This window comes from Pseudomonas sp. FBCC-B545, from assembly GCF_059134095.1.
In genome coordinates, this window is record NZ_CP101441.1 from 2,176,212 (window position 1) to 2,199,008 (window position 22,797).

A 22,797-nucleotide genomic window follows, 5' to 3' on the forward strand; every position below is an offset into this window, starting at 1 on the left:
CGTAAAACCTGCATATTTTGTGCGAAATAGCAGTTTTGAGGCCGTTTTTTCAGTGAAATGGCCGTCTGATCAGTGGTCAATCTTACTTTTTCTTCACGACTTTGCAGGACGAAATAGCCGTGACTGCTTTGTTTTTAAGCTCCGGGCTGGCGTTCTGGTTGGTCATGAGTTCCTTGATCTCGGCAGAGCTCAATTCGGCATTGATCTTGTCGGCGCCACACTCGCAGTGGGCTTTGGCAGTCTTGACGTCTACGTTCCGACTGGCGGTGGCACTGCAGTCGCTCACAAAGCTGTCACGGGCACCAGCTGGCCAGTTGGAGGGGGCTGCGGCCTGTGCGCCGAGGGAAAGGAGGCTCAGGGTAGCGGCGACAGCGAGGGTAGAGGTGAAACGCATCATGGGATGCTCCTTTGGGTCGAGGACGAACGGCGATTCTCAGTGGGTTTGAGGCCCGGCGTACAGCTCAAGTTCACTTTTGCAGCTATAAAGCCTCGAAATGCTGTTTACACAAAGCTTCGCCGGCGCGACGACCGTTCATCTGTGCTAGCATCCTCGCCTGGCTATTTCCCGGCGCGCCATTTGCCGCCTTGCCAGGTCCTTTTTGTTCACTCCAGTCACTCTGGTTCGATTATCGGTTGGCCGAAAGGCTCCTGCCGCTGTAAGGCAGGCGTTCTTCATTGAACGGCCTGGTGTTGGATCTTGTACTGGCTCATCCCAACCCACGTGACCTTTGGTAGGGGTCACCACTAGGAGAGGAGGCGCCATGCCAACTATTACTCTTCCCGATGGCAGTCAACGTTCATTCGATCATGCGGTTTCCGTCGCCGAGGTCGCCGCATCCATTGGTGCCGGCCTGGCCAAGGCCACCGTGGCCGGCAAGGTCGACGGCAAGCTGGTTGATGCCAGCGACCTGATCACCAGCGACGCCAGCCTGCAAATCATCACGCCCAAGGACCAAGAGGGGCTGGAGATCATTCGCCACTCTTGTGCACACTTGATTGGTCATGCGGTGAAGCAGCTGTATCCGACCGCCAAGATGGTGATTGGCCCGGTTATCGAAGAAGGCTTCTATTACGATATCGCCTACGAGCGTCCCTTCACCCCGGACGACCTGGCGGCCATCGAGCAGCGCATGCACGCGCTGATCGAAAAAGACTATGACGTCATCAAGAAGGTCACCCCGCGTGCCGAAGTGATCGACGTGTTCACCGCGCGTGGCGAAGACTACAAGCTGCGCCTGGTCGAAGACATGCCGGACGAGCAGGCCATGGGCCTGTACTACCACGAAGAATACGTCGACATGTGCCGCGGCCCACACGTGCCGAATACGCGCTTCCTGAAATCGTTCAAGCTGACCAAGCTGTCCGGTGCCTACTGGCGCGGCGATGCAAAAAACGAACAACTGCAACGGATCTACGGCACGGCCTGGGCAGACAAGAAGCAGCTGGCCGCCTATATCCAGCGCATCGAAGAAGCCGAAAAGCGCGACCACCGCAAGATCGGCAAGCGCTTGAATCTGTTCCACCTCCAGGAAGAAGCGCCGGGCATGGTGTTCTGGCACCCGAACGGCTGGACCCTGTACCAGGTACTCGAGCAGTACATGCGCAAGGTTCAGCGCGAAAACGGTTACCTGGAGATCAAGACGCCCCAGGTCGTTGATCGCAGCCTGTGGGAGAAATCCGGGCACTGGGCCAACTACGCCGACAACATGTTCACCACCCAGTCGGAAAACCGCGACTACGCCATCAAGCCAATGAACTGCCCATGCCACGTGCAGGTGTTCAACCAGGGCTTGAAGAGCTACCGTGAGTTGCCGATGCGCCTGGCCGAGTTCGGTGCCTGCCATCGTAACGAGCCCTCGGGTGCGCTGCACGGCATCATGCGCGTGCGTGGCTTTACCCAGGACGATGCCCACATCTTCTGCACCGAAGAGCAGATGCAGGCCGAATCCGCCGCGTTCATCAAGCTGACCATGGATGTCTATCGCGATTTCGGCTTTACCGAAGTCGAGATGAAGCTGTCCACTCGTCCGGAAAAACGCGTCGGCTCCGACGAACTGTGGGATCGCGCCGAAGCGGCACTGGCCGCAGCGCTGGATAGTGCGGGGCTTGCGTACGACCTGCAGCCGGGGGAGGGCGCATTCTACGGTCCGAAGATCGAGTTCTCGCTGAAAGATTGCCTTGGCCGCGTCTGGCAGTGTGGTACCCTGCAGCTCGATTTTAACCTGCCGATCCGTCTGGGAGCCGAATATGTCTCCGAAGACAACAGCCGTAAGCACCCGGTCATGCTGCACCGGGCGATCCTCGGCTCGTTCGAGCGGTTCGTCGGCATCCTGATCGAGCACTACGAGGGCGCGTTCCCTGCGTGGTTGGCTCCAACCCAGGCAGTGATCATGAATATCACTGATAAACAGGCAGATTTTGCCGCTGAAGTTGAAAAAACTCTCAATGAAAGCGGATTTCGTGCCAAGTCCGACTTGAGAAATGAAAAGATCGGCTTTAAAATCCGCGAGCATACTTTGCTCAAGGTTCCCTATCTTTTGGTTATCGGAGATCGGGAAGTCGAGATGCAGACTGTCGCTGTGCGTACTCGTGAAGGTGCTGACCTGGGCTCGATGCCCGTCGCCCAGTTCGCTGAGTTCCTCGCGCAAGCGGTTTCCCGGCGTGGTCGCCCAGATTCGGAGTAATTACTATTAAGCGTGAAATGAGACAAGATAAACGAGCTGCACCGAAAGCCCCGATCAACGAGAATATCTCGGCACGCGAGGTTCGGTTAATTGGGGCTGAGGGTGAGCAGCTTGGGATTGTGTCAATTGAAGACGCGCTTCTTAAGGCTGAAGAAGCCAAGCTCGATTTGGTGGAAATTTCCGCCGATGCTGTACCGCCTGTCTGCAAGCTGATGGACTACGGCAAATCGATCTTCGAGAAGAAGAAGCAGATTGCCGCAGCCAAGAAAAACCAGAAGCAGATCCAGGTTAAAGAAATCAAGTTTCGTCCAGGGACGGAGGAAGGGGATTACCAGGTAAAACTGCGCAACCTGGTACGTTTCCTGAGTGATGGGGACAGGGCCAAGGTATCCTTGCGATTCCGCGGCCGTGAGATGGCCCACCAGGAGCTGGGGATGGAACTCCTCAAGCGGGTTGAAGCTGACCTGCTCGAGTACGGTTCGGTCGAACAGCATCCTAAGATGGAAGGACGCCAGCTGATCATGGTCATCGCCCCGAAAAAGAAGAAGTAATCAACAGGGCACGGCAGGCCTTCTGATTATGTTTATCAACTGAATGCGGAGTATCCGAACATGCCAAAGATGAAGACTAAAAGTGGTGCTGCTAAGCGGTTTCTGAAAACTGCTAACGGTATCAAGCACAAGCACGCTTTCAAGAGCCACATCCTGACCAAAATGTCGACCAAGCGTAAGCGTCAACTGCGCGGTAGCAGCTTGCTGCATCCGTCTGACGTGGCAAAAGTCGAGCGCATGCTGCGCCTTCGTTAATTTTTGGATCAAGAATAGAGGAAGTAACTCATGGCTCGTGTAAAGCGTGGCGTCATTGCCCGTAAACGTCACAAAAAAATTCTGAAACTTGCTAAAGGCTACTACGGCGCACGCTCACGCGTATTCCGTGTTGCCAAGCAAGCGGTAATCAAGGCAGGCCAATACGCCTACCGTGACCGTCGTCAGAAAAAACGTCAGTTCCGCGCTCTGTGGATCGCTCGTATCAACGCTGGTGCACGTGTTAACGGTCTGTCCTACAGCCGTTTCATCGCTGGCCTGAAAAAAGCGTCCATCGAGATCGACCGTAAGGTTCTGGCTGATCTGGCAGTGAACGAAAAAGCGGCGTTTGCTGCGATTGTCGAGAAAGCTAAAGCCACCTTGGCTTAAGTACCCCCGACAGTCACCCTGGGCTACTCCTGTAGCCCAAGGTGTTAAACGTCATAAATAGGGGAAGAGCCTTCAAGCTCTTCCCCTATTTTGTATCTGGAGTCTGTACATGGAAAACCTGGACGCGCTCGTCGCCCAAGCCCTCGAGGCTGTGCAAAGCGCTGAAGATGTAAACGCCCTGGAGCAAATCCGGGTTCACTACCTTGGCAAGAAAGGTGAATTGACTCAGGTGATGAAGACCCTGGGGAATTTGCCAGCTGAAGAGCGCCCGCAAGTCGGTGCGCTGATCAACGTCGCCAAGGAGCGTGTCACAGAGGTTCTCAATGCGCGCAAGGCGTCGCTCGAGGAGGCCGATCTTGCGGCCAAGCTCGCCGCCGAGTCCATTGACGTTACCTTGCCTGGCCGTGGCCAGGCCTCGGGCGGTCTGCATCCGATCACCCGGACTCTGGAACGTATTGAACAGTTCTTCACTCACATCGGCTACGGCATTGCCGAAGGCCCTGAGGTCGAAGACGACTATCACAACTTCGAGGCGCTCAACATCCCAGGCCATCACCCGGCCCGGTCGATGCACGACACCTTCTATTTCAATGCGAACATGCTGTTGCGCACCCATACCTCGCCGGTACAGGTCCGCACCATGGAAGCGAACAAGCCGCCGATCCGCATCGTCTGCCCAGGCCGTGTGTACCGCAGCGACTCGGATATCACCCACTCGCCGATGTTCCATCAGGTCGAAGGCCTACTGGTGGATCGCGATATCAACTTCGCCGACCTCAAGGGCACCATCGAAGAATTCCTGCGGGTGTTCTTCGAGAAAGAATTGGCCGTGCGTTTCCGTCCTTCGTTCTTCCCGTTCACCGAGCCATCGGCTGAAGTCGACATGGAATGCGTGATGTGCAGCGGTAAAGGCTGCCGCGTCTGCAAGCAGACCGGTTGGCTGGAAGTCATGGGTTGCGGCATGGTCCACCCCAACGTGCTGCGCATGTCCGGGATTGATCCGGAAGAGTTCTCGGGCTTTGCCTTCGGCATGGGTGTCGAGCGTCTGGCCATGCTGCGTTACGGCGTGAACGACTTGCGTCTGTTCTTCGACAACGACTTGCGGTTCCTCGCGCAATTTCGCTAGTCGTAACGAATCTTTAGGAGAGCAGGATGAAATTCAGTGAACAATGGCTGCGTGGCTGGGTAAGCCCGCAGGTAAGTCGTGACGAGCTGGTTGCGCGTCTGTCGATGGCCGGTCTTGAGGTCGATAGCGTTACGCCGGCCGCCGGTGTTTTCAGCGGTGTAGTGGTGGGCGAGGTGTTGAGCACCGAGCAGCATCCCGATGCCGACAAGTTGCGTGTGTGCCAGGTCAGCAATGGCGCGGAAACCTTCCAGGTCGTGTGCGGAGCGCCTAACGTGCGTCCGGGCCTGAAGATCCCGTTCGCCATGATCGGCGCCCAACTGCCGGGCGACTTCAAGATCAAGAAGGCCAAGCTGCGTGGTGTTGAGTCCAACGGCATGCTGTGTTCCCAGGCCGAGTTGCAGGTGGGAGAGGGCAACGATGGCCTGATGGAACTGCCGGCCGACGCGCCAGTGGGCCAGGACATCCGTGTCTATCTGGAATTGGAAGACGCCAGCATCGAGGTCGACCTGACCCCGAACCGCGGCGATTGCCTGTCCCTGGCGGGCCTGGCCCGTGAAGTGGGCGCGCTGTACAACACGCCTGTCACCCGTCCAGTCGTCGCTGCCGTGCCGGCAGTGCACGACGAAGTACGCTCGATTGACGTGCTGGCGCCAAACGCCTGCCCGCGTTACCTGGGGCGTGTGATCCGTAACGTCGACCTGTCCAAGCCAACCCCGCTGTGGATGGTGGAACGTTTGCGTCGCGCAGACGTGCGCAGTATCGACGCCGCTGTCGACATCACCAACTATGTGATGCTGGAGCTGGGCCAGCCGCTGCACGCTTTTGATCTCGCCGAAATCAATGGCGGCATCCGCGTGCGCATGGCCGAAGAAGGCGAGAAGCTGGTGCTCCTGGATGGTCAGGAAGTCAGCCTGCGTGCCGACACCCTGGTCATCGCCGACCACTCCCGCGCCTTGGCGATTGCCGGCGTAATGGGCGGCGAGCACAGCGGCGTGTCAGCGACCACCCGTGACGTGTTCCTTGAAAGCGCATTCTTCGACCAGATCGCTATTGCTGGCAAGGCGCGTTCCTACGGCCTGCACACCGATGCGTCGCACCGCTACGAGCGTGGCGTGGACTGGAAGCTTGCCCGTGAAGCCATGGAGCGCGCCACTGGCCTGCTGCTGGACATCACTGGTGGCGAAGCCGGCCCGATCACCGAAACCGTCAATCAACAGTACCTGCCGTCGATTGCGCCTATCACCCTGCGCGCCAAAAGCGTCGAGCAAATGCTTGGCCTGGTGATCGAACCGACTGAAATCGAGCAACTGCTGTCGGCCCTCGGCCTGGGCATTTCCTCGAGTGGGGAAGGGCAGTGGCAGGTTGAAGTACCAAGTCATCGCTTCGATATCAGCCTGGAAGTCGACCTGATCGAAGAGCTGGCGCGGCTGTACGGCTACAACCGCCTGCCGGTTCGTTACCCGCAAGCGCGCCTGGCGCCGCAGCCGAAGGCCGAGGCGCGTGCGCACCTGCCAGAGTTGCGTCGCCTGCTGGTAGCCCGTGGCTATCAGGAAGCTGTGACTTACAGCTTCATCGATCCAAAGCAGTTCGAGCTGTTCAACCCCGGTGTTGAGCCACTGTTGCTGGCTAACCCGATCTCCAACGACATGGCCGCCATGCGTTCGTCGCTGTGGCCGGGTCTGGTGAAAGCGCTTTCCCACAACTTGAACCGCCAGCAAGACCGCGTGCGCCTGTTCGAAAGCGGCCTGCGTTTCGTGGGGCAGCTCGATGGTCTTAAACAGGAACCGATGCTGGCCGGCGTCGTCTGCGGTAGCCGCCTGCCGGAAGGCTGGGCGCAGGGCCGCGACGTCGTAGACTTCTTCGACGTCAAGGCTGACGTGGAAGCGGTACTGGGCTTTGCCGGTGCGCTGGATGCCTTCACCTTTGTGCCGGGCAGCCACCCAGCATTGCATCCGGGCCAGACTGCGCGTATCGAGCGCGAAGGTCGTTTGGTGGGCTTTGTTGGTGCTATTCACCCGGAACTGTCGAAAACCTTGGGGCTGGATCGCCCAGTCTTCGTTTTTGAGCTGGTCCTGGCTGAAGTTGCCACGGGCAAGATGCCTAAATTCAGCGAGTTGTCGCGCTTCCCTGAAGTGCGTCGTGACCTGGCGCTGATCGCCGACCGTGACGTCGCCGCCACTGCCGTTCTGGATGTAATCCGTGAAAATGCAGGGGAATGGCTGACAGACCTCAGGCTATTTGACGTCTATCAGGGTAAAGGCATTGATCCGCATAGAAAAAGCCTTGCCGTTGGCTTGACCTGGCAGCATCCATCGCGCACTCTTAATGACGATGAGGTGAATACCACGACGCAAAATATCCTCACCTCGCTCGAACAAAGGTTGAACGCCACGTTAAGGAAGTGACGTATGGGGGCTTTGACGAAAGCTGAGATGGCGGAACGTCTGTACGAAGAGTTGGGTCTGAACAAGCGCGAGGCCAAGGAATTGGTCGAGCTGTTTTTTGAAGAGATCCGCCACGCTCTGGAAGACAACGAACAGGTCAAGTTGTCCGGTTTCGGCAATTTTGACCTGCGGGACAAACGCCAGCGGCCTGGCCGCAATCCAAAAACGGGAGAAGAAATCCCGATCACGGCTCGCCGTGTGGTCACCTTTCGTCCAGGGCAGAAGTTGAAGGCCCGAGTTGAGGCTTATGCTGGAACCAAGTCATAACGACGAGCTACCCGTCATCCCAGGCAAACGCTACTTCACCATTGGTGAAGTCAGCGAGCTGTGTGCGGTAAAGCCTCACGTGCTGCGCTATTGGGAGCAGGAGTTTCCTCAACTCAACCCCGTCAAACGCACCGGGAACCGTCGGTATTATCAGCGCCAGGATGTGCTGATGATCCGACAGATCCGCGCGTTGCTGTACGACCAGGGGTTCACCATCAGCGGCGCACGCCAGCGTATGTCCGGTGATGAAGCCAAAGACGACACCACCCAGTACAAGCAACTGATCCGCCAGATGATCTCCGAACTGGAAGATGTGCTGGTGGTGCTGAAGAAATGATTCAAGCTTTAAAAATACTTCCACATTTCAAAAGCTTGCGGTATATTCCGATTCGCTTCGTTAAGAAGCGAACCCAGTAACACGCCTAGTCGGGGCGTAGCGCAGTCCGGTAGCGCACTAGCATGGGGTGCTAGGGGTCGAGTGTTCGAATCACTCCGTCCCGACCATATATTCTTAAAGAATCCAATCACTTAGCGGTGATTGGATTTTTTTATGGCTGTCGGTTTTACGTGAAGTGGAAATTTGCCCCCACTTTTTGTCCCACTCAGAATCCTATATTTCTGTCGTGTGAAAACTTGAAGAGGTGCTGATAATTAGGGTGGGGGGCTGAGCGTCCAGCGCGATGTGACATTCAATCATCGACCTCACTGATATCCAATGAGATGAGCCCCTCGAGTTCGGACGCAGCGCCAGGTTGCGGAAGCAGCTTCAACATAGCGAGCGGAGGTTGCTTGCGCTTTTGGAACGTCGCGCCAGCAACGGAATTACTCGGACGCCGAAGCTCCGGCGGCTCAAGCGCCTGGTTCTCCGGGAAGCTCCACGGCATCGTCTAGGCTCGACGTGTCAGGAGGGTAATCCTGATCATGCTCAATGGAGCGTTCCTCTTCTAATTGGGCTTCTGGTCGTACTGGGGTAGGGGTCATGGCCCTGTGAGCCTCGACTTCCTGGGCGGCTAGCTCTAGAGAGTTGGAAGGTCCGACTTCTGGTGCGGAAGGTTGTGCCGGGTCACCCCCAAGATATTGGCCACACTAATTGTGATCTGTTCGTTGCTTGGTCGCGTAATGATTGCAGCCAGCTGCTTTTGCGATAGGTGCGTTAGTTTTGCAGTCCGTGCTAAAGCACTCTTGCGCACTGTTTCGTACGCTTTTTCGATTTCACGTTCTTTGGGTTCCGCGGGTGATCTAGGCATAGGGATCATCTGTCAGGGTGACGCTCGCAGGCGCAGCAAGGTGCACAAAGCAATGCACTACCTGGCCAAGGATGAGAATACGCAGTACCTGAGGGTGAAACCCAGAGGGGCTCGATGTCTGCGTAAGGGGCAGTTGCGTACGCAGACGCCATGTATGTTGACGCCAACGAAGGCTCTCATTTGAAAGGCACTTGTCGCGGAGCTCTTCGATATATCTTTGGTTCATCCGTTACTTGGCAGCAGCGTGGTCGGCTCACCGATGAGAGGTTAACCACTTGATCGAGCACTCTGGCCGGTGCTGTAGCCCCTATAAACTCAGTTCTTGAAACCCTGATACCAGCGAGTCACTGAACGCAATGAAGACACTCACCAAGTGTGATATTTCTACATGTGAATACCCTTAGACGGCTAACAAAGTGACTCGTGCGCGCCTGCTATCATGTTGATGTGACGCGACGGCGGAGTTCGGCAAACTCTTCGGGAACGAGGGTGATGTTCCGATAATTGACGGGCAATCTCCGACTGCTGGCTGATTGAGCAAGTACAGCCAGTCAGAAGGAGATTTTATTTAAGTGACCCCAACTAGTTGGTTATTAACTGAGGCTCCTGCCTTGGGAAGGCTAGATCATTGCCGGTAATGCGAATACAGTCTATGAAGGACTCAATGATGTGTGATTTACTTCGCTGGATGGGTCTGACAATGCTTACTGTAAAAGGAATGGAAGTTGAAAGCCTTCGAACTTGGAGGCCTTGGCTTGCATAAGCGTTCGCCGCAAGAGGGTTGGTGATTGATACGCCCACCCCATGTAAAACCATCTGGCAAATAGTTGCCGAATTGTCGACTTCGAGGATTTGCCGACGATTGATGCCCTGTGTGCTGAACAGGTTGTCTAATTGATGCCGATAAGGATCGTTGGGTGCGAGATGGACGAAGGTGTGGTTCGCCAGGGAGGCTGGGTCGATTACCGTTTGGTGACACAGAGGGTGATGAGGAGGCAGTATGCAAACCTCATCAAGCCTCAGTAAAGGCTCAGCGATTGTCCCCATGGGGGCTGTGGAACCTTCGATCAAACCGAGATCATAGGACTGCGATGATAGACTTTCTTCTAATACGGGAGAGTCATGTGTGGTTAGGCTAATGTTCAATTCAGGATAATTTAAGAGGAACTTTGAAATCGAACCAGGGAGTAATGTTTGCGACAGAATGGGCAAGCTTGCAATGGTTATTTTTTCAAATAAGCCTTGTTTTATTTCTGCGGCCGCTAGGCCGATTTTTAATAAGCCATCATAAGTTTTAGTTATTTCGTTGTAAAGGGCTAGACCCTGTCTGGTCGCTTTCAGTCGACCTTTGGATCTTTCGAATAATTGCATGCCTATGCAGCTTTCGAAGCTGGATAAGTCGCGGCTAACAGTCGGTTGTGAGGTGCCTAGCGCGTCAGCGGCTCCGGTAATGCTCCCGGACGCCATAACCGCTTTAAATATTTCAACGTGTCTTATTGAAACCTTCATGGTCAGTCCCTGATTGATTGGCAGCACGTTTTAATTTTAAGAAATTTCACAGAATAATTTTTTATTATTGAGGCGCCGAAGCCTCTAACTTTCGGACTGCGAGTCATCCACCCATTTGAGGCGGGGGGCAACGCGCCTACCGGCTGAAATCCATGATCGCCGAGTGATGATACACCTGCGCATGCTAGTTATAAACTAATGGACACAATTTTAGTACGCAGGGAGGTGAATAGTCACCGCAGGGCAAACAGGCGAGTGCCAAGCACCAGGTGGTGACGCGGTTGCTACGGATTGCTATGATTGGTCGAAATTTACGATGAACCCAGTCGGGTTTTTATTGGATGAATGTTCAATTATAAAAATAGCGTTTCTATCGCTAGGAATCGCTAGAGTCATTTCAAAGGAACACGGGTTCCGCTCAATTAAAAAACAGGGAGTTAGATATGGACTACGTACTGATGGTTGACTGCACGGATGTCACTTCGGCAATCATCATCGCCGCTAATAAAAGAGGAGTCGGCGTTATCTTTGTCAGGTCTGAGCTGACACGTAATCACACGTCGTTAACGAATGACTTCTTTAGTGAAAATGCTGTAGAGACTTACGATATCGAGTCGCCTCTTGATGCAAAAAAAATTGAAGAGGTCATGAGGCTCATCAGCAAAAAATATCCAATATCAGCCGTCTTTACTCCCCTTGACGATATTGTTGAACTGGTTGCTGCGGCAGCCAAGGGTGCGAACCTTAAAGGCACATCCCATCTAGGTGTGGCCAATGCCAAGAATAAGGGCCTGGCCCGGGAACTCCTTAAAGCCGAAAGGTTGACTCAATGTGGATATCGCACATGTCGAACGCTCGGCGAGCTGCCGGCGGCGGTGAGCTTTATAGGTTATCCCTGTATCGTCAAACCCGTGTCTGGATTTGCCAAATATCTGACGGCGCACCTTGAGACACCGCAAGACCTACGAAAATTCATGGATGAATATGTGTCGACGCGTAACGACATAGACAGCGCTTTTCGCGCCTTTATTTCAGACGAGTACACCGTTGAGGAATATATCTGCGGGCAAATGTACTCTGCGGAAGTGGCGAAAAATGAGCACGGTTTTTATCCATTAATGCTGACTAAGCGCGATCGTGCAAAGCACAATGAGTTATTGGAGATTGAGTCAACCATGGCCCCGCGTGGTCACTATCCTGATGAGAGTGCGATTTTTGAATACTGTGAAAAAGTAGTCGATTGCCTGAAACTTGATGTCGGTATTTTTCACATCGAGGTCATTGTCAACGAGGGGGGCGTTGATTTGGTTGAGGTGAACCCGCGTTTTATGGGGGGCGCTTTGTCGACGCTCTTTCAGAAATCCACATCGCTGAGTGCTTTTGATATTTTGCTGGATACCTATCTAGGGAAGGTTGTAGATGTTCAGACAAAATCTAGGCTGTTCTCTACTTCTCGGCGCCTCGCACCCATGGAAAAAACGGTTGCACAGGCTACTGTTGATGCGGGTTACATTAAAGAGCACTTTCCGTGGGTCAGGGAACACTCAATTGCTATTCACAAAGGGCAGACGATATTACCGATGACCGGTAATGACTCCTCTCTGGGTTATATTCATATCGTTGCTGAACACTACTCGACTGCTCTGGATCAAGCCAAGGCGACGATCAATATGATTTCGGCCGCCACAGGTATCAAGTTAGCGAACTGAAGTGGAAAAAATGGCTCCTATTCAATTGCTGAGTAGGAACCACAGCATGAGTTACAGCGCGTGCAGTAATTGTCCGGCTTCTAGCTCCAGCTTCAGAAGGTCGGCATAACTTTGGCGGTTTCTGATCACTTTCAGTTGGTCTCCATCTTTCAATACCTCCGGGAGCAACGGACGCGTATTGTAGTTTGACGACATGCTTGCACCATAAGCCCCACAATCATGAAAGATCAGCAGGTCACCAATCTCTACCTCGGGCAGGAGGTAGGAAATGACTTCCCCACCTTCCTTCTGAGTAAACACATCGCCTGACTCACAAAGGGGACCGGCAATCACTGTCGGCCGTAGGCCTTCGCTCTTTATTTGCCCTGTTGGGCTCATAACACTCACACGATGGATTGAGCCATACATGGCCGGACGAATCAGATCGTTGAAACCGGCGTCCACGAGAACGAAGAAGTTCTGGCCCATGGGTTTGTAAGCCCGCACTTCTGCGACCAAGATTCCGGCTTGCGCAGCCAGATAGCGGCCAGGCTCGATTTCCAGGCTGACTGGGTGTCCCAGGAATTCTTCTATCTTCTGACGTGCTGAGTGCCAGAGCTGAAAATAATGCTCGGGGTCAATTTCCTCCTCACGGTCAGTGTATGGAATCGACAGCCCGCCGCCCGCTGATATCGCTTCAATATCGACCCCCAGGAGCTTGACCTCGTTCACCATAGCGTCGCAGACACGCGCCAGATGCTCATAGTCGGCTCCCGAACCGATGTGCATGTGAAGGCCCACCAGTTTCAGCCCATGATGGTGAATCAACTCGATGCTGCTTTGGATTTCGGTGTGCCATATTCCGTGTTTACTGTGCTCTCCACCCGTATTCGTCTTGCGCGTGTGGCCATGACCGAACCCCGGATTGATCCGCAACCATACCTCATGCCCAGGGCTCAGGGCTCCCAACTGTTCAAGCATCTGCGGGGAGCCTGCGTTGACCGGGATCTTCAGTTCAACCAGGCGGGCTAGGGTGCCTGCGTCAATCAAGTCTGCGGTGAAAACGATGGGTGAGTGGGGGCCGTCAACGCAATAGCCCGCGCTCAGGGCACGCTCGACCTCTCCCAGCGACACGGAGTCGATCAACACGCCTTCTTCGCGCATCAGCGACAGGATGTGAATATTGGAGCAAGCCTTCTGCGCATAACGTATGAAATCGAAGGACTTCAGTTTTCTGATCTGCCGACGGATGATTGGCGCGTCGTATAACCAGAGCGGCGTGCCAACTGAGTGGATCGCCGGGATGATTGAATCGAGTAGATCTTTTGTCATGATAATCCTTAACGAGTGTGCGGTTACTGAGCAGCGCTGGCCGGACGGGTTGAAAACCAGCGGGCCGAACATAAAGTAAACAAAGCAACGATAATGAGACTGGCGATTACGGGGAGCGCGCTGACATGATCAATTGCGTACCCACCTGCCACCGCCACAACAGCCATGCCCAAAGGCGCAATCGAATGGAAGGTCACCATGACGACGCTGATCTCTTGTACGGGTGTTTCGGTCAGCAGGTCATTGTAAGCACGCATGAAAACAACTTCGAAGATGAACATGAAAATAAAGTAGGTCGGTATGACAAGGGCGCTAGAGGAGACCAGGAAGGGTGCCGCCAGCGCCGCAAGCCCCAACATAAATGTTTGATCATTTGAGAGAGAGTCGGATCCGGGCCTGGGTCTCAGTAGTGGGGCGAGTCTTGTCTTCCGACAACTCAAGTTCCCAAGAGTGTGACTCACGTAGTGTCTTGCGATCGACTTTGCCGTTATCGGTATAGGGAATAGCCTCTACCACCAGGAACCTGGCCGGTACCATGTAGTCGGGGAGGCGATCAGCCAAGCTGGTACGAATAGCCGCCGCGCTCAGTTCTACGCCGGGTTCGAATGTTAGATATGCCGAAAGACGGGTGTTGCCACTCGGCGCCCGAATGCCCACTACCACAGCTTCCTTTACCCCTGGGCAACGATTCAGGTGCGCCTCGATCTCTCCGGGCTCTACGCGATGTCCGGCCACTTTCAACTGGTCGTCTATCCGTCCCAAAAGGTCGATGCGGCCATCAGCATCTTGTTTTGCGATGTCCCCTGTTCGGAACGCCATTCCGTATGGGGTATCGATAAAGCGTTCGCGGGTAAGCTCGGGCTGCTTGAAGTAGCCGTCGGCAATACCGGGGCCGGTGATGAGCAGTTCGCCAGGTTGTGCGTCGGTGACTTTGCGCAGCGACTCATCGACAATGATAGGCGTCAATTCCGCAGGGAAACCCACCGGCACGAAGCCGGCATATTCTTGTTCAGGGTGGCACTCCCAATGGCAGCTATAAAGCGCTTCTGTCAGGCCGTACAGGTTGAACAATCGGGCGGGAATATCACAGGCGAAAAATCTTGAGGGAAGATCGCCAGGCATTACATCGCTGCTACTGAACACATAGCGTAGCGTCCGGTTCTGTTTGAACTCAGGTTCTTCAATCATCCCGGCCAACAGGGCTGGCACCGCCAGGAATACCGAGATCCCGCTCTGATTGATGGCATTGACCAGTTTCGACGGGCTTCTATGCTCGCCGGGCGGCAGTACAACGATCACGCAGCCTGACAGCAGAGGCCAGAAAATTTCCCGGACAAGGTTGGTGACGCTCAAGGTGGTGCGCAGTAACTGTCGGTCTTTTTTGCTTAGAGGGAATCGCGTTTGCAACCAGCGCTGTCCGCTGACCAAGGCGCGATGGGATAGCATGACCCCTTTAGGTTGCCCGGTGGAACCCGAGGTGTAAAACAAGAAGGCTAGGCTATCGGCGTCGACGGCAGGCAGGTTCTGCAGGTCGTGGGCGTGCAGCGTGTCAATGAGTCGAATCAGGGTCAGCCTGACTCCAGCCCATGAACCGACAAAGTGCTCGCTTGCCCGGTCTGTCACCAACGCCTGAGCGTCGGAATGGTTCAAGATCGCAGCTCGGCGCTCGTCCGTATCTTCCGGGTCGATGGGGACGCATGTGCAGCCGGCCTTGAGGATGCCAATGACCCCCGCCAGCATGTCCAATGATCGCGGAACCTGGATCGCAACTCTGCTACCGGTGGGGATGCCCTCGGCGATCAAGCTGCGTGCAACCTGGTCAGCCCGTTGTTCCAGTTGCGCATTGCTTATTGGTAAGTCATTGAACATCGCCGCTGTAGCGTCGGGAGCCAGCGTTGCTCGCGCAGTCAGAAAGTCATGTAAGCATTCGTTAAACATACCCTGGGCCTCTATCTATTCAAATCCATGTGATGCTGTCAAATTTTGCAGCGCCCAGTCGTTATGAAGACTTATACAGCGGTGCTGTAATAGGCATCTTCAAAGTGATGCAGGCTAAGTGAAAAGTTTGCGGACTGAGGTAGGTATAAGAAACGCACCGCCTACTTTGTGTCAAAGCTATATCAAAACTGCAGAGAAGAAAAATATCCGATTTTCTGTAAGGTATTCGTTTTTGATATGGCTTGACAATATTATTTGCGTGCCTTCAGGATGAGTGAGTTGTGCGTTGACGTCAGTCTAATTAAGTTTTGAATTGAAGGGTTGTGGGCGGTTGTTTGGTCGGAATATTTTAACGGAATGGTAAATGGGTATGGTCAATTTTGAGTTGGTGTTCAGAGTGCACGCACCTGCGTATTCGATATATAAGTTGAAAGGTGTTCCAGAGGCTGCTTGCTTATCAGTGGGCACGGATTTTGTATCGTTATCGATTGCACTGAATGAAACCACTCTGATTTGCACGAGCAATATTCAACTCGCGGGTTGTGTAGTCGAGCAGGCCAGTCTTGCCTGGCGTTGCCTTGAAGTGGTCAGCGAACATCCAGCGGATGTCGTGGGTTTGATAGCCTTTGTCAGTAATACTTTAGCCGGCGCAGGTATCAGTATGCTGACGATTTCCTCTTTTGCCGGTGACTACTTTTTTGTAAAAGAAAAGTCGCTCGATCACGCCATCACGGTACTGAGTGCCGCGGGTAGCATCTTTACCTCTATTACCGAGCCGCAGGGGTGCGCAGAGTGAGTCAAGTACGCTCATTGGAGGACCTCGCCGAATTGGGGAGGAAGGTCTGTGCCGTAGAGCCTGTCTTATTGGAGGGTAAATACAGTTTTACCAAAGACCGAGAGGTTTATTTGCGAGCCACGTTGGTCAGGAGGCTGGATCTGGAGGTTCGCATGCAGGACTGGGTGGCCTCCCGCGTTTCTGCAGACATGCTGCTTTCTCGCCTCTCCCACCGTTGTCGCTTGGGCGAAAGGGTGCAATGGCCACAGCACTTTCCAGTACAGATCGTCGACTCCGATTACAATGCTGCATTGTTGAATAATGTGTTTCTCTATTTTCCGTTCGGGGCCGGACTTCGCAGCGAAGAAGAACAACATATATTCGGCTTCGAACTGGTAGCGGTGTCCACCAGGATTTTCAATGAAATACGTATTCCGGCATTGGAAATTATCGGTTCGAAAAATGCAAAGGCGTTAGTTGAAGAACGGCTTTCCAAACGATTAGAAGAGGTTGTTTGCCTGTACTCCCTGTTGCATGAAATGTGTCATCGGGTTGGCGTGTGGCGAGTGATTCCTTCAAAAGACAAATCGTTGTGCATCAGTGGCATGAACCTAGCGATTGTTGGAGAGCTCTGGGCTGATCTACAGCTTGTTGAAAATGCCAAGGAATTCCCGGAGCTTGTGCTGTTCATCTTTTTGAATCGTATTTTCTGGTATGCCCGCAAGGGATATAGCGTCAGCGTACAGCACGGTGACTTGAACACTGACAATGATGCTTGGGGCGGGGTTTACCTGTGGGTGAGGTTGCGCGACGCCGGGGCCCTCTCCATTAATCAGGTGACTGGAAAGTTGGATTTCGAGTTGGACGCTATGGCGGATGTATTCAGTGCCTGTTATCGGGAACTTGAGGCGTTAGGGGCATCCTGCCTTGAAGCGGGAGCCGAAGGGGATGCGCTCGTCAATCAATGGAAGTTGAGTGTGTTGTCTGGTGCCCTTGAGCAACAAGTTTTGCCCTTTGAGTTGCAGGAAATTTATGCGCTGTGCAGGGGAGTGCCTGAATCGTTTCATTGATGTAATTGTGTCGTATCGAGTTTGCTCAGGCTTGTTTCATACATAAAGGACTGTTTATGAGAACTATACATATGTTGGGCGCAGGGCACATGGGGGGAGCCATTCTTTACGGCCTTCGCCAACAACTGAAGGGTACTGATAGTCTTCGTGTCATCGAGGTTGATGCCGAACGTAGCGCCCGGTATTCCAGTGATGGTTTCCAAGTCAGTACCCGCCTCGAAACGATTGAGGATGACGACATTATTGTTCTGGCAGTTCCTCCGCAGCAGTTCGCGCAGGCGTTGATGCAGAACGAACGACTCAAACGGCATCGCGGCCCGGTTATTTCCGTCATGGCAGGCATTACTTTGAATACGCTGACCCGTGAGTTGGGACATTGCAACGTCGTGCGTTCGATTCCCAACACACCGTCGCAGGTGGGGGAAGGCGTGACGCTGTATTACGCCCCGAAGTCAGCCAGTCCTGAGCTGACATCTGCTGCACAGCAGGTGTTCGGTGCAATCGGCGTTGTGATTCGTGTTGAGGACGAAACGCAGATTGATTCAGGTACGGCCCTGGGCGGTGGCGGCCCAGCGTTGGTTGCTTTTTTTGCCGACGCCTTGCAGGAGTATGCTCATGACGAAGGTTTCGATGCCCAACAGGCTGCGCTGATTGCCACTCAGTTACTGCACGGCACTGCCCGGTTGATACGTGAAACCGGCAAGCCCGCGTGGCAAGTCTGTAAGGATGTACAGACCAAAGGCGGTACAACGGAGCGTGCCATCGATACGTTCATTGATGCGGATCTCAAGGGTATCGTCAAGGCAGCCCTACAGGCGGCGGCGCGTCGCTCGGTAGAGCTGGGACAATAACCAGAAAAGGATAGCCCGATGAGTGCTCAGGTAAACTTGCAATCAGACTCTCCGAACATCGATCCTCAGCCGAAGGAGGATGTCAGTTATTCCCTCTATTTTGGTTTGGGTCAGTCACTCACGCTTTTGGATCACCCTGAAGTGTTCAAGGTCAGCGCAGCCGGAAAAGCATTCGGTTCATTATTGACAAGGCGCTTCGGAAGGCAATACGCCGATGCTCGCTTTCTCGATATAGGAACGGGCAGTGGAGTGCACTCGCTGCTTTTGCGCCGCCTGGGCATGAAGTCGGTCACTGCCACGGACATTTCAGCCCAGGCTATCGACGTGGCGAAGATCAATGAGGTCGCCAATCTTGGCACTGAGGATGTCCGGTTTATCCTCAGTGATCTGTTTGATGGCATGGACCCCACCACCGACGCCTTTGATGTGATTCTGTTCAACCCGCCAGGCTGGCAGACCCCGTCGGCAGAGTTTCTACAGGCACTGCAACACTCGGAGTCTGCCCAGGGGCTGGCCATTGAGGCGATGTTTTATGGTGATCGCACGCTCAAGCGCTTCTTTGATGAAGTGCCTTTATTTCTCAAATCTGGCGCAAAACTTATCATTGGTCTGAACTCGCTGGTGGGCATTCCGGCCGTGATGCAGGCATTGTGTCAAAAACACGATGCCGATTACCACATTGACTGGTGCTTGTTGGAGCGGCATGAATTTCCGCTGATGTTGTACACGCAACAGTGGCGGCAACTTCAGGGATTGATCCACGAGGAAATCGTCGATTGGCAACGTCAGGGCACGGCCTATTGTCGCTTCAGCGAGCAGGGCGAAATCATTTGGTCCTATGAAATCCTTGAGCTGACATTCAGCAGAAGGTCAATTGATGGCGACGGGCAATAAACGTTTACCTTTTCTGGGCGGGATGTTCGCTGCCGGGCTGTCCAACCTCTTTTTAGGGCTGTCTTCGCTTTATTGGCGGATATTCCACGACATGAATGCTATTGCTCTGGTGGGTTACAGAGTGGTGCTTTCGCTGGCGACCGTCACGCTTATCCTGTGGGTGAGGCGAGATCTGTTCATACTGTTTCGCAGGCTGAAACTACGTCAAATATTACTTCATGGCAGTGCGGCGGTACTGGTGGCTGTTAATTGGGGGACCTTTATCTGGGCGTCGATTCACGGTCGGGTACTTGAAAGTGGGCTGGGTTACCTGATCGCGCCCTTTTTGAGTATCGCAGTGGGTTTACTGATGTATCGGGAACGGCTCAGCAACCTTAAAGCGGTGGCATTGGGCATCGTTTGCTTGAGCGTCCTTTTTCTGTTCATCGGCAGCGGCGATCTGGATGCCAGAGTCTACGTCGTCATTGGCGTGACATGGGGGCTGTACACCTGGCTGAAGAAGCTCACGTCATTAAGCCCGCTCAATGGGTTGTTCGTGGAGTCCCTGGTGCTCACCTGCGCGTTGTGCCCGCTGCTGTTTCTATTCGGAGAGTTCGTCCCCTTGCCCGTCAGCTTCGGCGTGTACGAACAGGCGTTGCTGATTGGCTGCGGGCTAGTGTCGATCATTCCGCTGGCGTTGTTTTCGCTCGCTGCCGGGCGTTTGCCCATCTCGGTTATGGGGCTGTTGCAGTTCATCCTGCCGCTCACCCAGTTCATTGTGGCGGTCGAGATCTACGGGCAACCCGCTTCTACGTATACGTTGCTGGCTTTTGCGGCCATTACATTCGGCATGATGCTGGCCATCCTTGAGCCTGTATTGAAACGCTTTTCTGGATCAAACGGAGTTGAAGAAAATGGCACGAAAATATAGCGCTGTCGTCATTGGGTTGGGCATTGTCGGAAGCGCGACGTTGTGGCGTCTGTCGACTCGCGAGACCAACATCCTGGGCATCGACGCTGGAGCGCCGATCAACCGATTAGGGTCATCCCATGGTGGCTCCCGGATTTTCCGGCAAGCATATTGGGAAGGGACGCAATACCTCCCTTTGCTTTCCCAAGCCAATGATCTTTGGCACGAACTGGACGGGTCCAGCGATCAGCCATTGCTGTTGCGTAGTGGTGGTCTTTTCATAGGGCCGCAGCGTTCAGGCGTGGTACCCAAGAGTGCCGCGACGGCGCGAGCAGGCGGGATTGACCATCAGCAATTAAATGCGCAACAGATCACGCAAATGTTTCCGGCGTTTCGAGTATTGCCAGACATGGAAGGTATCGTCGAGGACGGTGCCTACACGATCGCAGCTGATGCCAGCAGGCTACACATGCTCAATCTTGCCGTGTGCAGTGGTGCCCAGATTCGTTTTGGTAGCGACGTTCTTGAAATACATCGCAGCGAAGGTAGTCTTTTAATCCAATTGTCCGATGGCGAAGTCATTGAGACGGAGCGGGTTGTTTTGGCGACCGGCGGCCGCTTGACAGATAGTCTTATCCCCGATCTGGCGGGGTTGTTGCGTCCCAAGAGCGTGCCGATTTATTGGTTCAATCCTCGGCCCGGCAGCGCAGATGCCTTTAAGAACTTTCCTGCTTTCCTGTATGAACTCTCTGATGGACGCTTGCTATATGGCACCCCACAGATCACTGAGGCCGAGCCGGGAATCAAGATAGGCTTCCATAACAGTCAGCAAGTGGAGCTGGATATGGATACCCAGCTCGAGCCCGTCAGTCTTGCGGCAAGGCAGGAAATCGCCGAGTGTGTGGCAGCGCTTTTTCCATCCCTGGATCCAACACCCTATGCCGCTAAAAAGTGCGTCTACACAATGAGCCCGGATGAGTCGTTTATTTTGGGGGAGTCAGCGCAACTGCCAGGTGTGTTCTATGCGTCTGCCTGTTCGGGACACGGTTTTAAATTTGCAACGGGGTTGGGAGAGTGGCTGTCCCAGGCGGTTTTTGGTGAGTCGCTGCAGCACATCGCCCCTGCTTTCTCCATAGCTCGTTTCGATAAGACGGGATGAATTGTCACTGGCCTGCGTGGGGGGGCGGTCTTTTTCGCTATCAGGGATTTATCGGTGCTGACAGCAATGCCCAAGTGAGCTGATGAAGTTGTCGAGCCGCGGCGAATACGCGTTATACAAATCCAAGACGTTGACTGTTGTAAATCAGAATTTGGTTGACCGACCCAGGTTGGCTCGACCATAACTCACATTGAAAGCCAGCTTAATGCAGCTGCTTTCAGGTATTCAGTTGGTTGCTTTGATTCAGGTGCGTCAGTGCTGAATGGGCAGCGCTGTGCAGCCTAGGATCTAGAGGTGGGATTACCGGACGCTTACTCTACACGGACACTCACGCGCGATCTATCCGGCAAGAGTAGCAACCTCGTTTTGCGTTATGAGCGTGGATATAGCTGACTTCCGGGTTAGCGAACAACCTAGCTATTCCCTCCTCAACAGTTGCCCCTTCGACCACATCAGCATCAATCATCATTCCGCTCTCACTGTAAGCGCGCAGTGACAGGAGCCGAATTCTAACGGATTCGGGCACATGATCGACGGCGCTGTATTGTTGACTGGCACCCTCACGTATGAATATAGCGTGTGAGGCACGGTAAGGCGTGTGGGCGGGCTGACAAAGATGGTTCAGCAAAAGTACGTTCTGGCCTATCTCGGCTTCTTTCATTTCGATGCGATCAGGGAATCCTGGCCTGATGTCCACGCGGTAGCGCTTGATATTAAGCGAGTCCAGCTCGGGGTCAGATAGCCCAAAAAGCGCCTTGAACGGCTCTGGAGAAAGGCCGGAAATACGAAAAGTCATGTGTGGCTCCTGTCGTTTGTGTCTGCGCATAAGACAGGCACCCTCGCAGGCTCGCTATCCGTTTCTTGCCTTCAAATTCCTTAGGAGATGACCGCTGGATGGGTTGTAGGAGTGCTTAAGCGAAGCAGCTACCACCCTTACGCCCCAACACAGCCTTCCGATCCTCCGTTCGTCCAATGCCCGGCACTCGCAGCTACAGGCCAAGTCCAATGGTTTAAGTGCGTATTTGTCGTGCTTTTACAGCGGAGAGACAGCATGGAAATCAACGAGAACGCCCCAGGCAATATTTCACAGCAGGCAGTAACGCGCGGCACGGACAACGAGACCGGTCATGATCCAAAGCGCGATGAGGAGCATGTCCCGTTGCCACCGGACGATGAGGCACCCCTCGAGGAAGATATGTCGGACGTGGACGCTGCCGACTCAGTAGCCAGTGAGCATCCTGATAACTGAGCATTTAGATCAACGGACCCGGCCAAGCGCCGGGTTTGCCTAATAGGCCATTGGCTTTTCAGCGTTAGAAGCTGGATAGATCGACGTACAAGTCGCTGTCGGGGCTCGGTTTGCATTTAAATGCCAGCGCAAAATAATTACGCTATTGTCGGCATGAGGCTTATCGAAAAGGCCGAGAAGTTAAAGCAACCCAGCTGCGGAGACTGATATGCGTGCCGAAGACATTCTCGCCGACGACACAAACGAAGCAACATTTGAAGGCGTGACCGTACGTAAAGGGACGGTGGGCGCCTTTTTGGCAAACGTACGGGTTTGGAGTGATTCGGACGCGAGCATGGATGATCAACTGCTAGCCGAGCGCGAGATTATTCAATCTTTACCCGCTCTAAAGGCGATCGGGCTCCTCGATGTGTTTGAGCCTAAAGATTCCCGACTGCGTGAGTTGATCGCCAGGGCGGGCGTGCCACAGTGAGTGCATGGTC

The 22,797-nt window shown here is 54.1% G+C and carries 23 protein-coding genes and 1 tRNA gene; 18 read left to right on the top strand and 6 right to left on the bottom strand.

The annotated features are described in order from the left end of the window. Window positions 1-82: 82 nt before the first annotated feature. Window positions 83-397 carry a hypothetical protein gene (locus NMB39_RS10145; protein WP_082636714.1) on the bottom strand — a complete coding sequence of 105 codons (315 nt, stop codon included), beginning with the start codon at window positions 395-397 and terminating at the stop codon, window positions 83-85. Between the two features lie 364 nt (window positions 398-761). On the opposite strand from NMB39_RS10145, the gene thrS reads away from it, so the two are divergent. The 9 genes from thrS to NMB39_RS10190 all read left to right on the top strand — a co-directional run bounded on the left by thrS (window position 762) and on the right by NMB39_RS10190 (window position 8,218). Next, window positions 762-2,684 carry a threonine--tRNA ligase gene (gene thrS, locus NMB39_RS10150; protein ID WP_046068907.1) on the top strand — a complete coding sequence of 641 codons (1,923 nt, stop codon included), beginning with the start codon at window positions 762-764 and terminating at the stop codon, window positions 2,682-2,684. Further along, complete coding sequence (gene infC / locus NMB39_RS10155) at window positions 2,684-3,235, top strand: translation initiation factor IF-3 (RefSeq protein WP_169960276.1); 552 nt, start codon at window positions 2,684-2,686, stop codon at window positions 3,233-3,235. The genes thrS and infC overlap by 1 nt, the downstream gene beginning before the upstream one ends. 60 nt (window positions 3,236-3,295) lie before the next feature. Then, window positions 3,296-3,490 (top strand): 50S ribosomal protein L35, encoded by a 195-nt coding sequence (gene rpmI / locus NMB39_RS10160; RefSeq protein ID WP_002553160.1) that lies wholly within the window; start codon window positions 3,296-3,298, stop codon window positions 3,488-3,490. Window positions 3,491-3,520: 30 nt separating this feature from the next. Beyond that, complete coding sequence (gene rplT / locus NMB39_RS10165) at window positions 3,521-3,877, top strand: 50S ribosomal protein L20 (protein ID WP_002553161.1); 357 nt, start codon at window positions 3,521-3,523, stop codon at window positions 3,875-3,877. A gap of 109 nt (window positions 3,878-3,986) precedes the next feature. Beyond that, a complete protein-coding gene (gene pheS / locus NMB39_RS10170; protein WP_003192486.1) occupies window positions 3,987-5,003 on the top strand; it encodes a phenylalanine--tRNA ligase subunit alpha in 1,017 nt (338 codons plus the stop codon). Between the two features lie 26 nt (window positions 5,004-5,029). Beyond that, window positions 5,030-7,408, top strand: a complete 2,379-nt coding sequence (pheT, locus tag NMB39_RS10175; protein ID WP_494339323.1) for a phenylalanine--tRNA ligase subunit beta — start codon at window positions 5,030-5,032, stop codon at window positions 7,406-7,408. Between the two features lie 3 nt (window positions 7,409-7,411). After that, window positions 7,412-7,714 (top strand): integration host factor subunit alpha, encoded by a 303-nt coding sequence (gene ihfA / locus NMB39_RS10180; RefSeq protein ID WP_002553164.1) that lies wholly within the window; start codon window positions 7,412-7,414, stop codon window positions 7,712-7,714. Next, window positions 7,695-8,051 carry a MerR family transcriptional regulator gene (locus NMB39_RS10185; RefSeq protein ID WP_003174972.1) on the top strand — a complete coding sequence of 119 codons (357 nt, stop codon included), beginning with the start codon at window positions 7,695-7,697 and terminating at the stop codon, window positions 8,049-8,051. Before ihfA ends, NMB39_RS10185 begins: the two co-directional genes overlap by 20 nt. A 90-nt stretch (window positions 8,052-8,141) precedes the next feature. Then, window positions 8,142-8,218 (top strand) — tRNA-Pro (locus NMB39_RS10190). A 1,325-nt stretch (window positions 8,219-9,543) separates the two neighbouring features. Here the strand turns inward: NMB39_RS10190 and NMB39_RS10195 are convergent. Then, the gene (locus NMB39_RS10195; protein ID WP_494339322.1) at window positions 9,544-10,470 is read right to left on the bottom strand and encodes a LysR family transcriptional regulator; all 927 of its coding nucleotides are present in this window, start codon (window positions 10,468-10,470) and stop codon (window positions 9,544-9,546) included. 443 nt (window positions 10,471-10,913) lie between these two features. Between NMB39_RS10195 and NMB39_RS10200 the strand changes: the two genes are divergently transcribed. Then, a complete protein-coding gene (locus NMB39_RS10200) occupies window positions 10,914-12,179 on the top strand; it encodes an ATP-grasp domain-containing protein (RefSeq protein WP_494339321.1) in 1,266 nt (421 codons plus the stop codon). A 51-nt stretch (window positions 12,180-12,230) separates the two neighbouring features. Here NMB39_RS10200 and lysA read toward each other — a convergent pair whose 3' ends face one another. From lysA to NMB39_RS10215, 3 genes are read right to left on the bottom strand one after another with little or no spacing between them, the layout of a single operon-like run. Further along, the gene (lysA, locus tag NMB39_RS10205; protein ID WP_057024672.1) at window positions 12,231-13,490 is read right to left on the bottom strand and encodes a diaminopimelate decarboxylase; all 1,260 of its coding nucleotides are present in this window, start codon (window positions 13,488-13,490) and stop codon (window positions 12,231-12,233) included. A gap of 23 nt (window positions 13,491-13,513) precedes the next feature. After that, complete coding sequence (locus tag NMB39_RS10210) at window positions 13,514-13,849, bottom strand: hypothetical protein (RefSeq protein WP_057024673.1); 336 nt, start codon at window positions 13,847-13,849, stop codon at window positions 13,514-13,516. Between the two features lie 10 nt (window positions 13,850-13,859). After that, window positions 13,860-15,428, bottom strand: coding sequence for an amino acid adenylation domain-containing protein (locus NMB39_RS10215; RefSeq protein WP_494339320.1), 1,569 nt, complete (start codon window positions 15,426-15,428; stop codon window positions 13,860-13,862). 364 nt (window positions 15,429-15,792) lie between these two features. On the opposite strand from NMB39_RS10215, the gene NMB39_RS10220 reads away from it, so the two are divergent. The 6 genes from NMB39_RS10220 to solA all read left to right on the top strand — a co-directional run bounded on the left by NMB39_RS10220 (window position 15,793) and on the right by solA (window position 21,066). Continuing rightward, window positions 15,793-16,224: an ACT domain-containing protein gene (locus tag NMB39_RS10220; protein ID WP_057024675.1), complete on the top strand. Its 432-nt coding sequence runs from the start codon at window positions 15,793-15,795 to the stop codon at window positions 16,222-16,224. A 152-nt stretch (window positions 16,225-16,376) separates the two neighbouring features. Beyond that, the gene (locus NMB39_RS10225; protein ID WP_494339319.1) at window positions 16,377-17,273 is read left to right on the top strand and encodes a hypothetical protein; all 897 of its coding nucleotides are present in this window, start codon (window positions 16,377-16,379) and stop codon (window positions 17,271-17,273) included. Window positions 17,274-17,329: 56 nt separating this feature from the next. Then, a complete protein-coding gene (locus NMB39_RS10230; protein WP_494339318.1) occupies window positions 17,330-18,124 on the top strand; it encodes a pyrroline-5-carboxylate reductase family protein in 795 nt (264 codons plus the stop codon). A gap of 18 nt (window positions 18,125-18,142) precedes the next feature. Then, complete coding sequence (locus tag NMB39_RS10235; RefSeq protein WP_367236255.1) at window positions 18,143-19,018, top strand: methyltransferase; 876 nt, start codon at window positions 18,143-18,145, stop codon at window positions 19,016-19,018. Further along, entirely contained in the window at window positions 19,002-19,928 is a 927-nt protein-coding gene (locus tag NMB39_RS10240) for an EamA family transporter (RefSeq protein WP_494339317.1), read from the top strand. The genes NMB39_RS10235 and NMB39_RS10240 overlap by 17 nt, the downstream gene beginning before the upstream one ends. Further along, the gene (gene solA, locus NMB39_RS10245) at window positions 19,912-21,066 is read left to right on the top strand and encodes an N-methyl-L-tryptophan oxidase (protein ID WP_367236253.1); all 1,155 of its coding nucleotides are present in this window, start codon (window positions 19,912-19,914) and stop codon (window positions 21,064-21,066) included. The genes NMB39_RS10240 and solA overlap by 17 nt, the downstream gene beginning before the upstream one ends. A 328-nt stretch (window positions 21,067-21,394) precedes the next feature. Here solA and NMB39_RS10250 read toward each other — a convergent pair whose 3' ends face one another. After that, window positions 21,395-21,862: a DUF1203 domain-containing protein gene (locus NMB39_RS10250; RefSeq protein WP_494339316.1), complete on the bottom strand. Its 468-nt coding sequence runs from the start codon at window positions 21,860-21,862 to the stop codon at window positions 21,395-21,397. 255 nt (window positions 21,863-22,117) lie between these two features. Here NMB39_RS10250 and NMB39_RS10255 point away from each other — a divergent pair, with 255 nt between their 5' ends. Further along, complete coding sequence (locus tag NMB39_RS10255; RefSeq protein ID WP_057024679.1) at window positions 22,118-22,315, top strand: hypothetical protein; 198 nt, start codon at window positions 22,118-22,120, stop codon at window positions 22,313-22,315. A 208-nt stretch (window positions 22,316-22,523) separates the two neighbouring features. After that, window positions 22,524-22,787 (top strand): hypothetical protein, encoded by a 264-nt coding sequence (locus NMB39_RS10260; protein WP_124401264.1) that lies wholly within the window; start codon window positions 22,524-22,526, stop codon window positions 22,785-22,787. Window positions 22,788-22,797: the final 10 nt, after the last annotated feature.

Bases quoted from the DNA above. Each gene is read 5' to 3' on its own strand.
- NMB39_RS10145 (WP_082636714.1), bottom strand. From the start codon at position 397: ATGATGCGTTTCACCTCTACCCTCGCTGTCGCCGCTACCCTGAGCCTC.
- thrS (WP_046068907.1), top strand. From the start codon at position 762: ATGCCAACTATTACTCTTCCCGATGGCAGTCAACGTTCATTCGATCAT.
- rpmI (WP_002553160.1), top strand. From the start codon at position 3,296: ATGCCAAAGATGAAGACTAAAAGTGGTGCTGCTAAGCGGTTTCTGAAA.
- rplT (WP_002553161.1), top strand. From the start codon at position 3,521: ATGGCTCGTGTAAAGCGTGGCGTCATTGCCCGTAAACGTCACAAAAAA.
- pheS (WP_003192486.1), top strand. From the start codon at position 3,987: ATGGAAAACCTGGACGCGCTCGTCGCCCAAGCCCTCGAGGCTGTGCAA.
- pheT (WP_494339323.1), top strand. From the start codon at position 5,030: ATGAAATTCAGTGAACAATGGCTGCGTGGCTGGGTAAGCCCGCAGGTA.
- ihfA (WP_002553164.1), top strand. From the start codon at position 7,412: ATGGGGGCTTTGACGAAAGCTGAGATGGCGGAACGTCTGTACGAAGAG.
- NMB39_RS10185 (WP_003174972.1), top strand. From the start codon at position 7,695: ATGCTGGAACCAAGTCATAACGACGAGCTACCCGTCATCCCAGGCAAA.
- NMB39_RS10195 (WP_494339322.1), bottom strand. From the start codon at position 10,470: ATGAAGGTTTCAATAAGACACGTTGAAATATTTAAAGCGGTTATGGCG.
- NMB39_RS10200 (WP_494339321.1), top strand. From the start codon at position 10,914: ATGGACTACGTACTGATGGTTGACTGCACGGATGTCACTTCGGCAATC.
- lysA (WP_057024672.1), bottom strand. From the start codon at position 13,490: ATGACAAAAGATCTACTCGATTCAATCATCCCGGCGATCCACTCAGTT.
- NMB39_RS10210 (WP_057024673.1), bottom strand. From the start codon at position 13,849: ATGTTGGGGCTTGCGGCGCTGGCGGCACCCTTCCTGGTCTCCTCTAGC.
- NMB39_RS10215 (WP_494339320.1), bottom strand. From the start codon at position 15,428: ATGTTTAACGAATGCTTACATGACTTTCTGACTGCGCGAGCAACGCTG.
- NMB39_RS10220 (WP_057024675.1), top strand. From the start codon at position 15,793: ATGGGTATGGTCAATTTTGAGTTGGTGTTCAGAGTGCACGCACCTGCG.
- NMB39_RS10225 (WP_494339319.1), top strand. From the start codon at position 16,377: ATGCAGGACTGGGTGGCCTCCCGCGTTTCTGCAGACATGCTGCTTTCT.
- NMB39_RS10230 (WP_494339318.1), top strand. From the start codon at position 17,330: ATGAGAACTATACATATGTTGGGCGCAGGGCACATGGGGGGAGCCATT.
- NMB39_RS10235 (WP_367236255.1), top strand. From the start codon at position 18,143: ATGAGTGCTCAGGTAAACTTGCAATCAGACTCTCCGAACATCGATCCT.
- NMB39_RS10240 (WP_494339317.1), top strand. From the start codon at position 19,002: ATGGCGACGGGCAATAAACGTTTACCTTTTCTGGGCGGGATGTTCGCT.
- solA (WP_367236253.1), top strand. From the start codon at position 19,912: ATGGCACGAAAATATAGCGCTGTCGTCATTGGGTTGGGCATTGTCGGA.
- NMB39_RS10250 (WP_494339316.1), bottom strand. From the start codon at position 21,862: ATGACTTTTCGTATTTCCGGCCTTTCTCCAGAGCCGTTCAAGGCGCTT.
- NMB39_RS10255 (WP_057024679.1), top strand. From the start codon at position 22,118: ATGGAAATCAACGAGAACGCCCCAGGCAATATTTCACAGCAGGCAGTA.
- NMB39_RS10260 (WP_124401264.1), top strand. From the start codon at position 22,524: ATGCGTGCCGAAGACATTCTCGCCGACGACACAAACGAAGCAACATTT.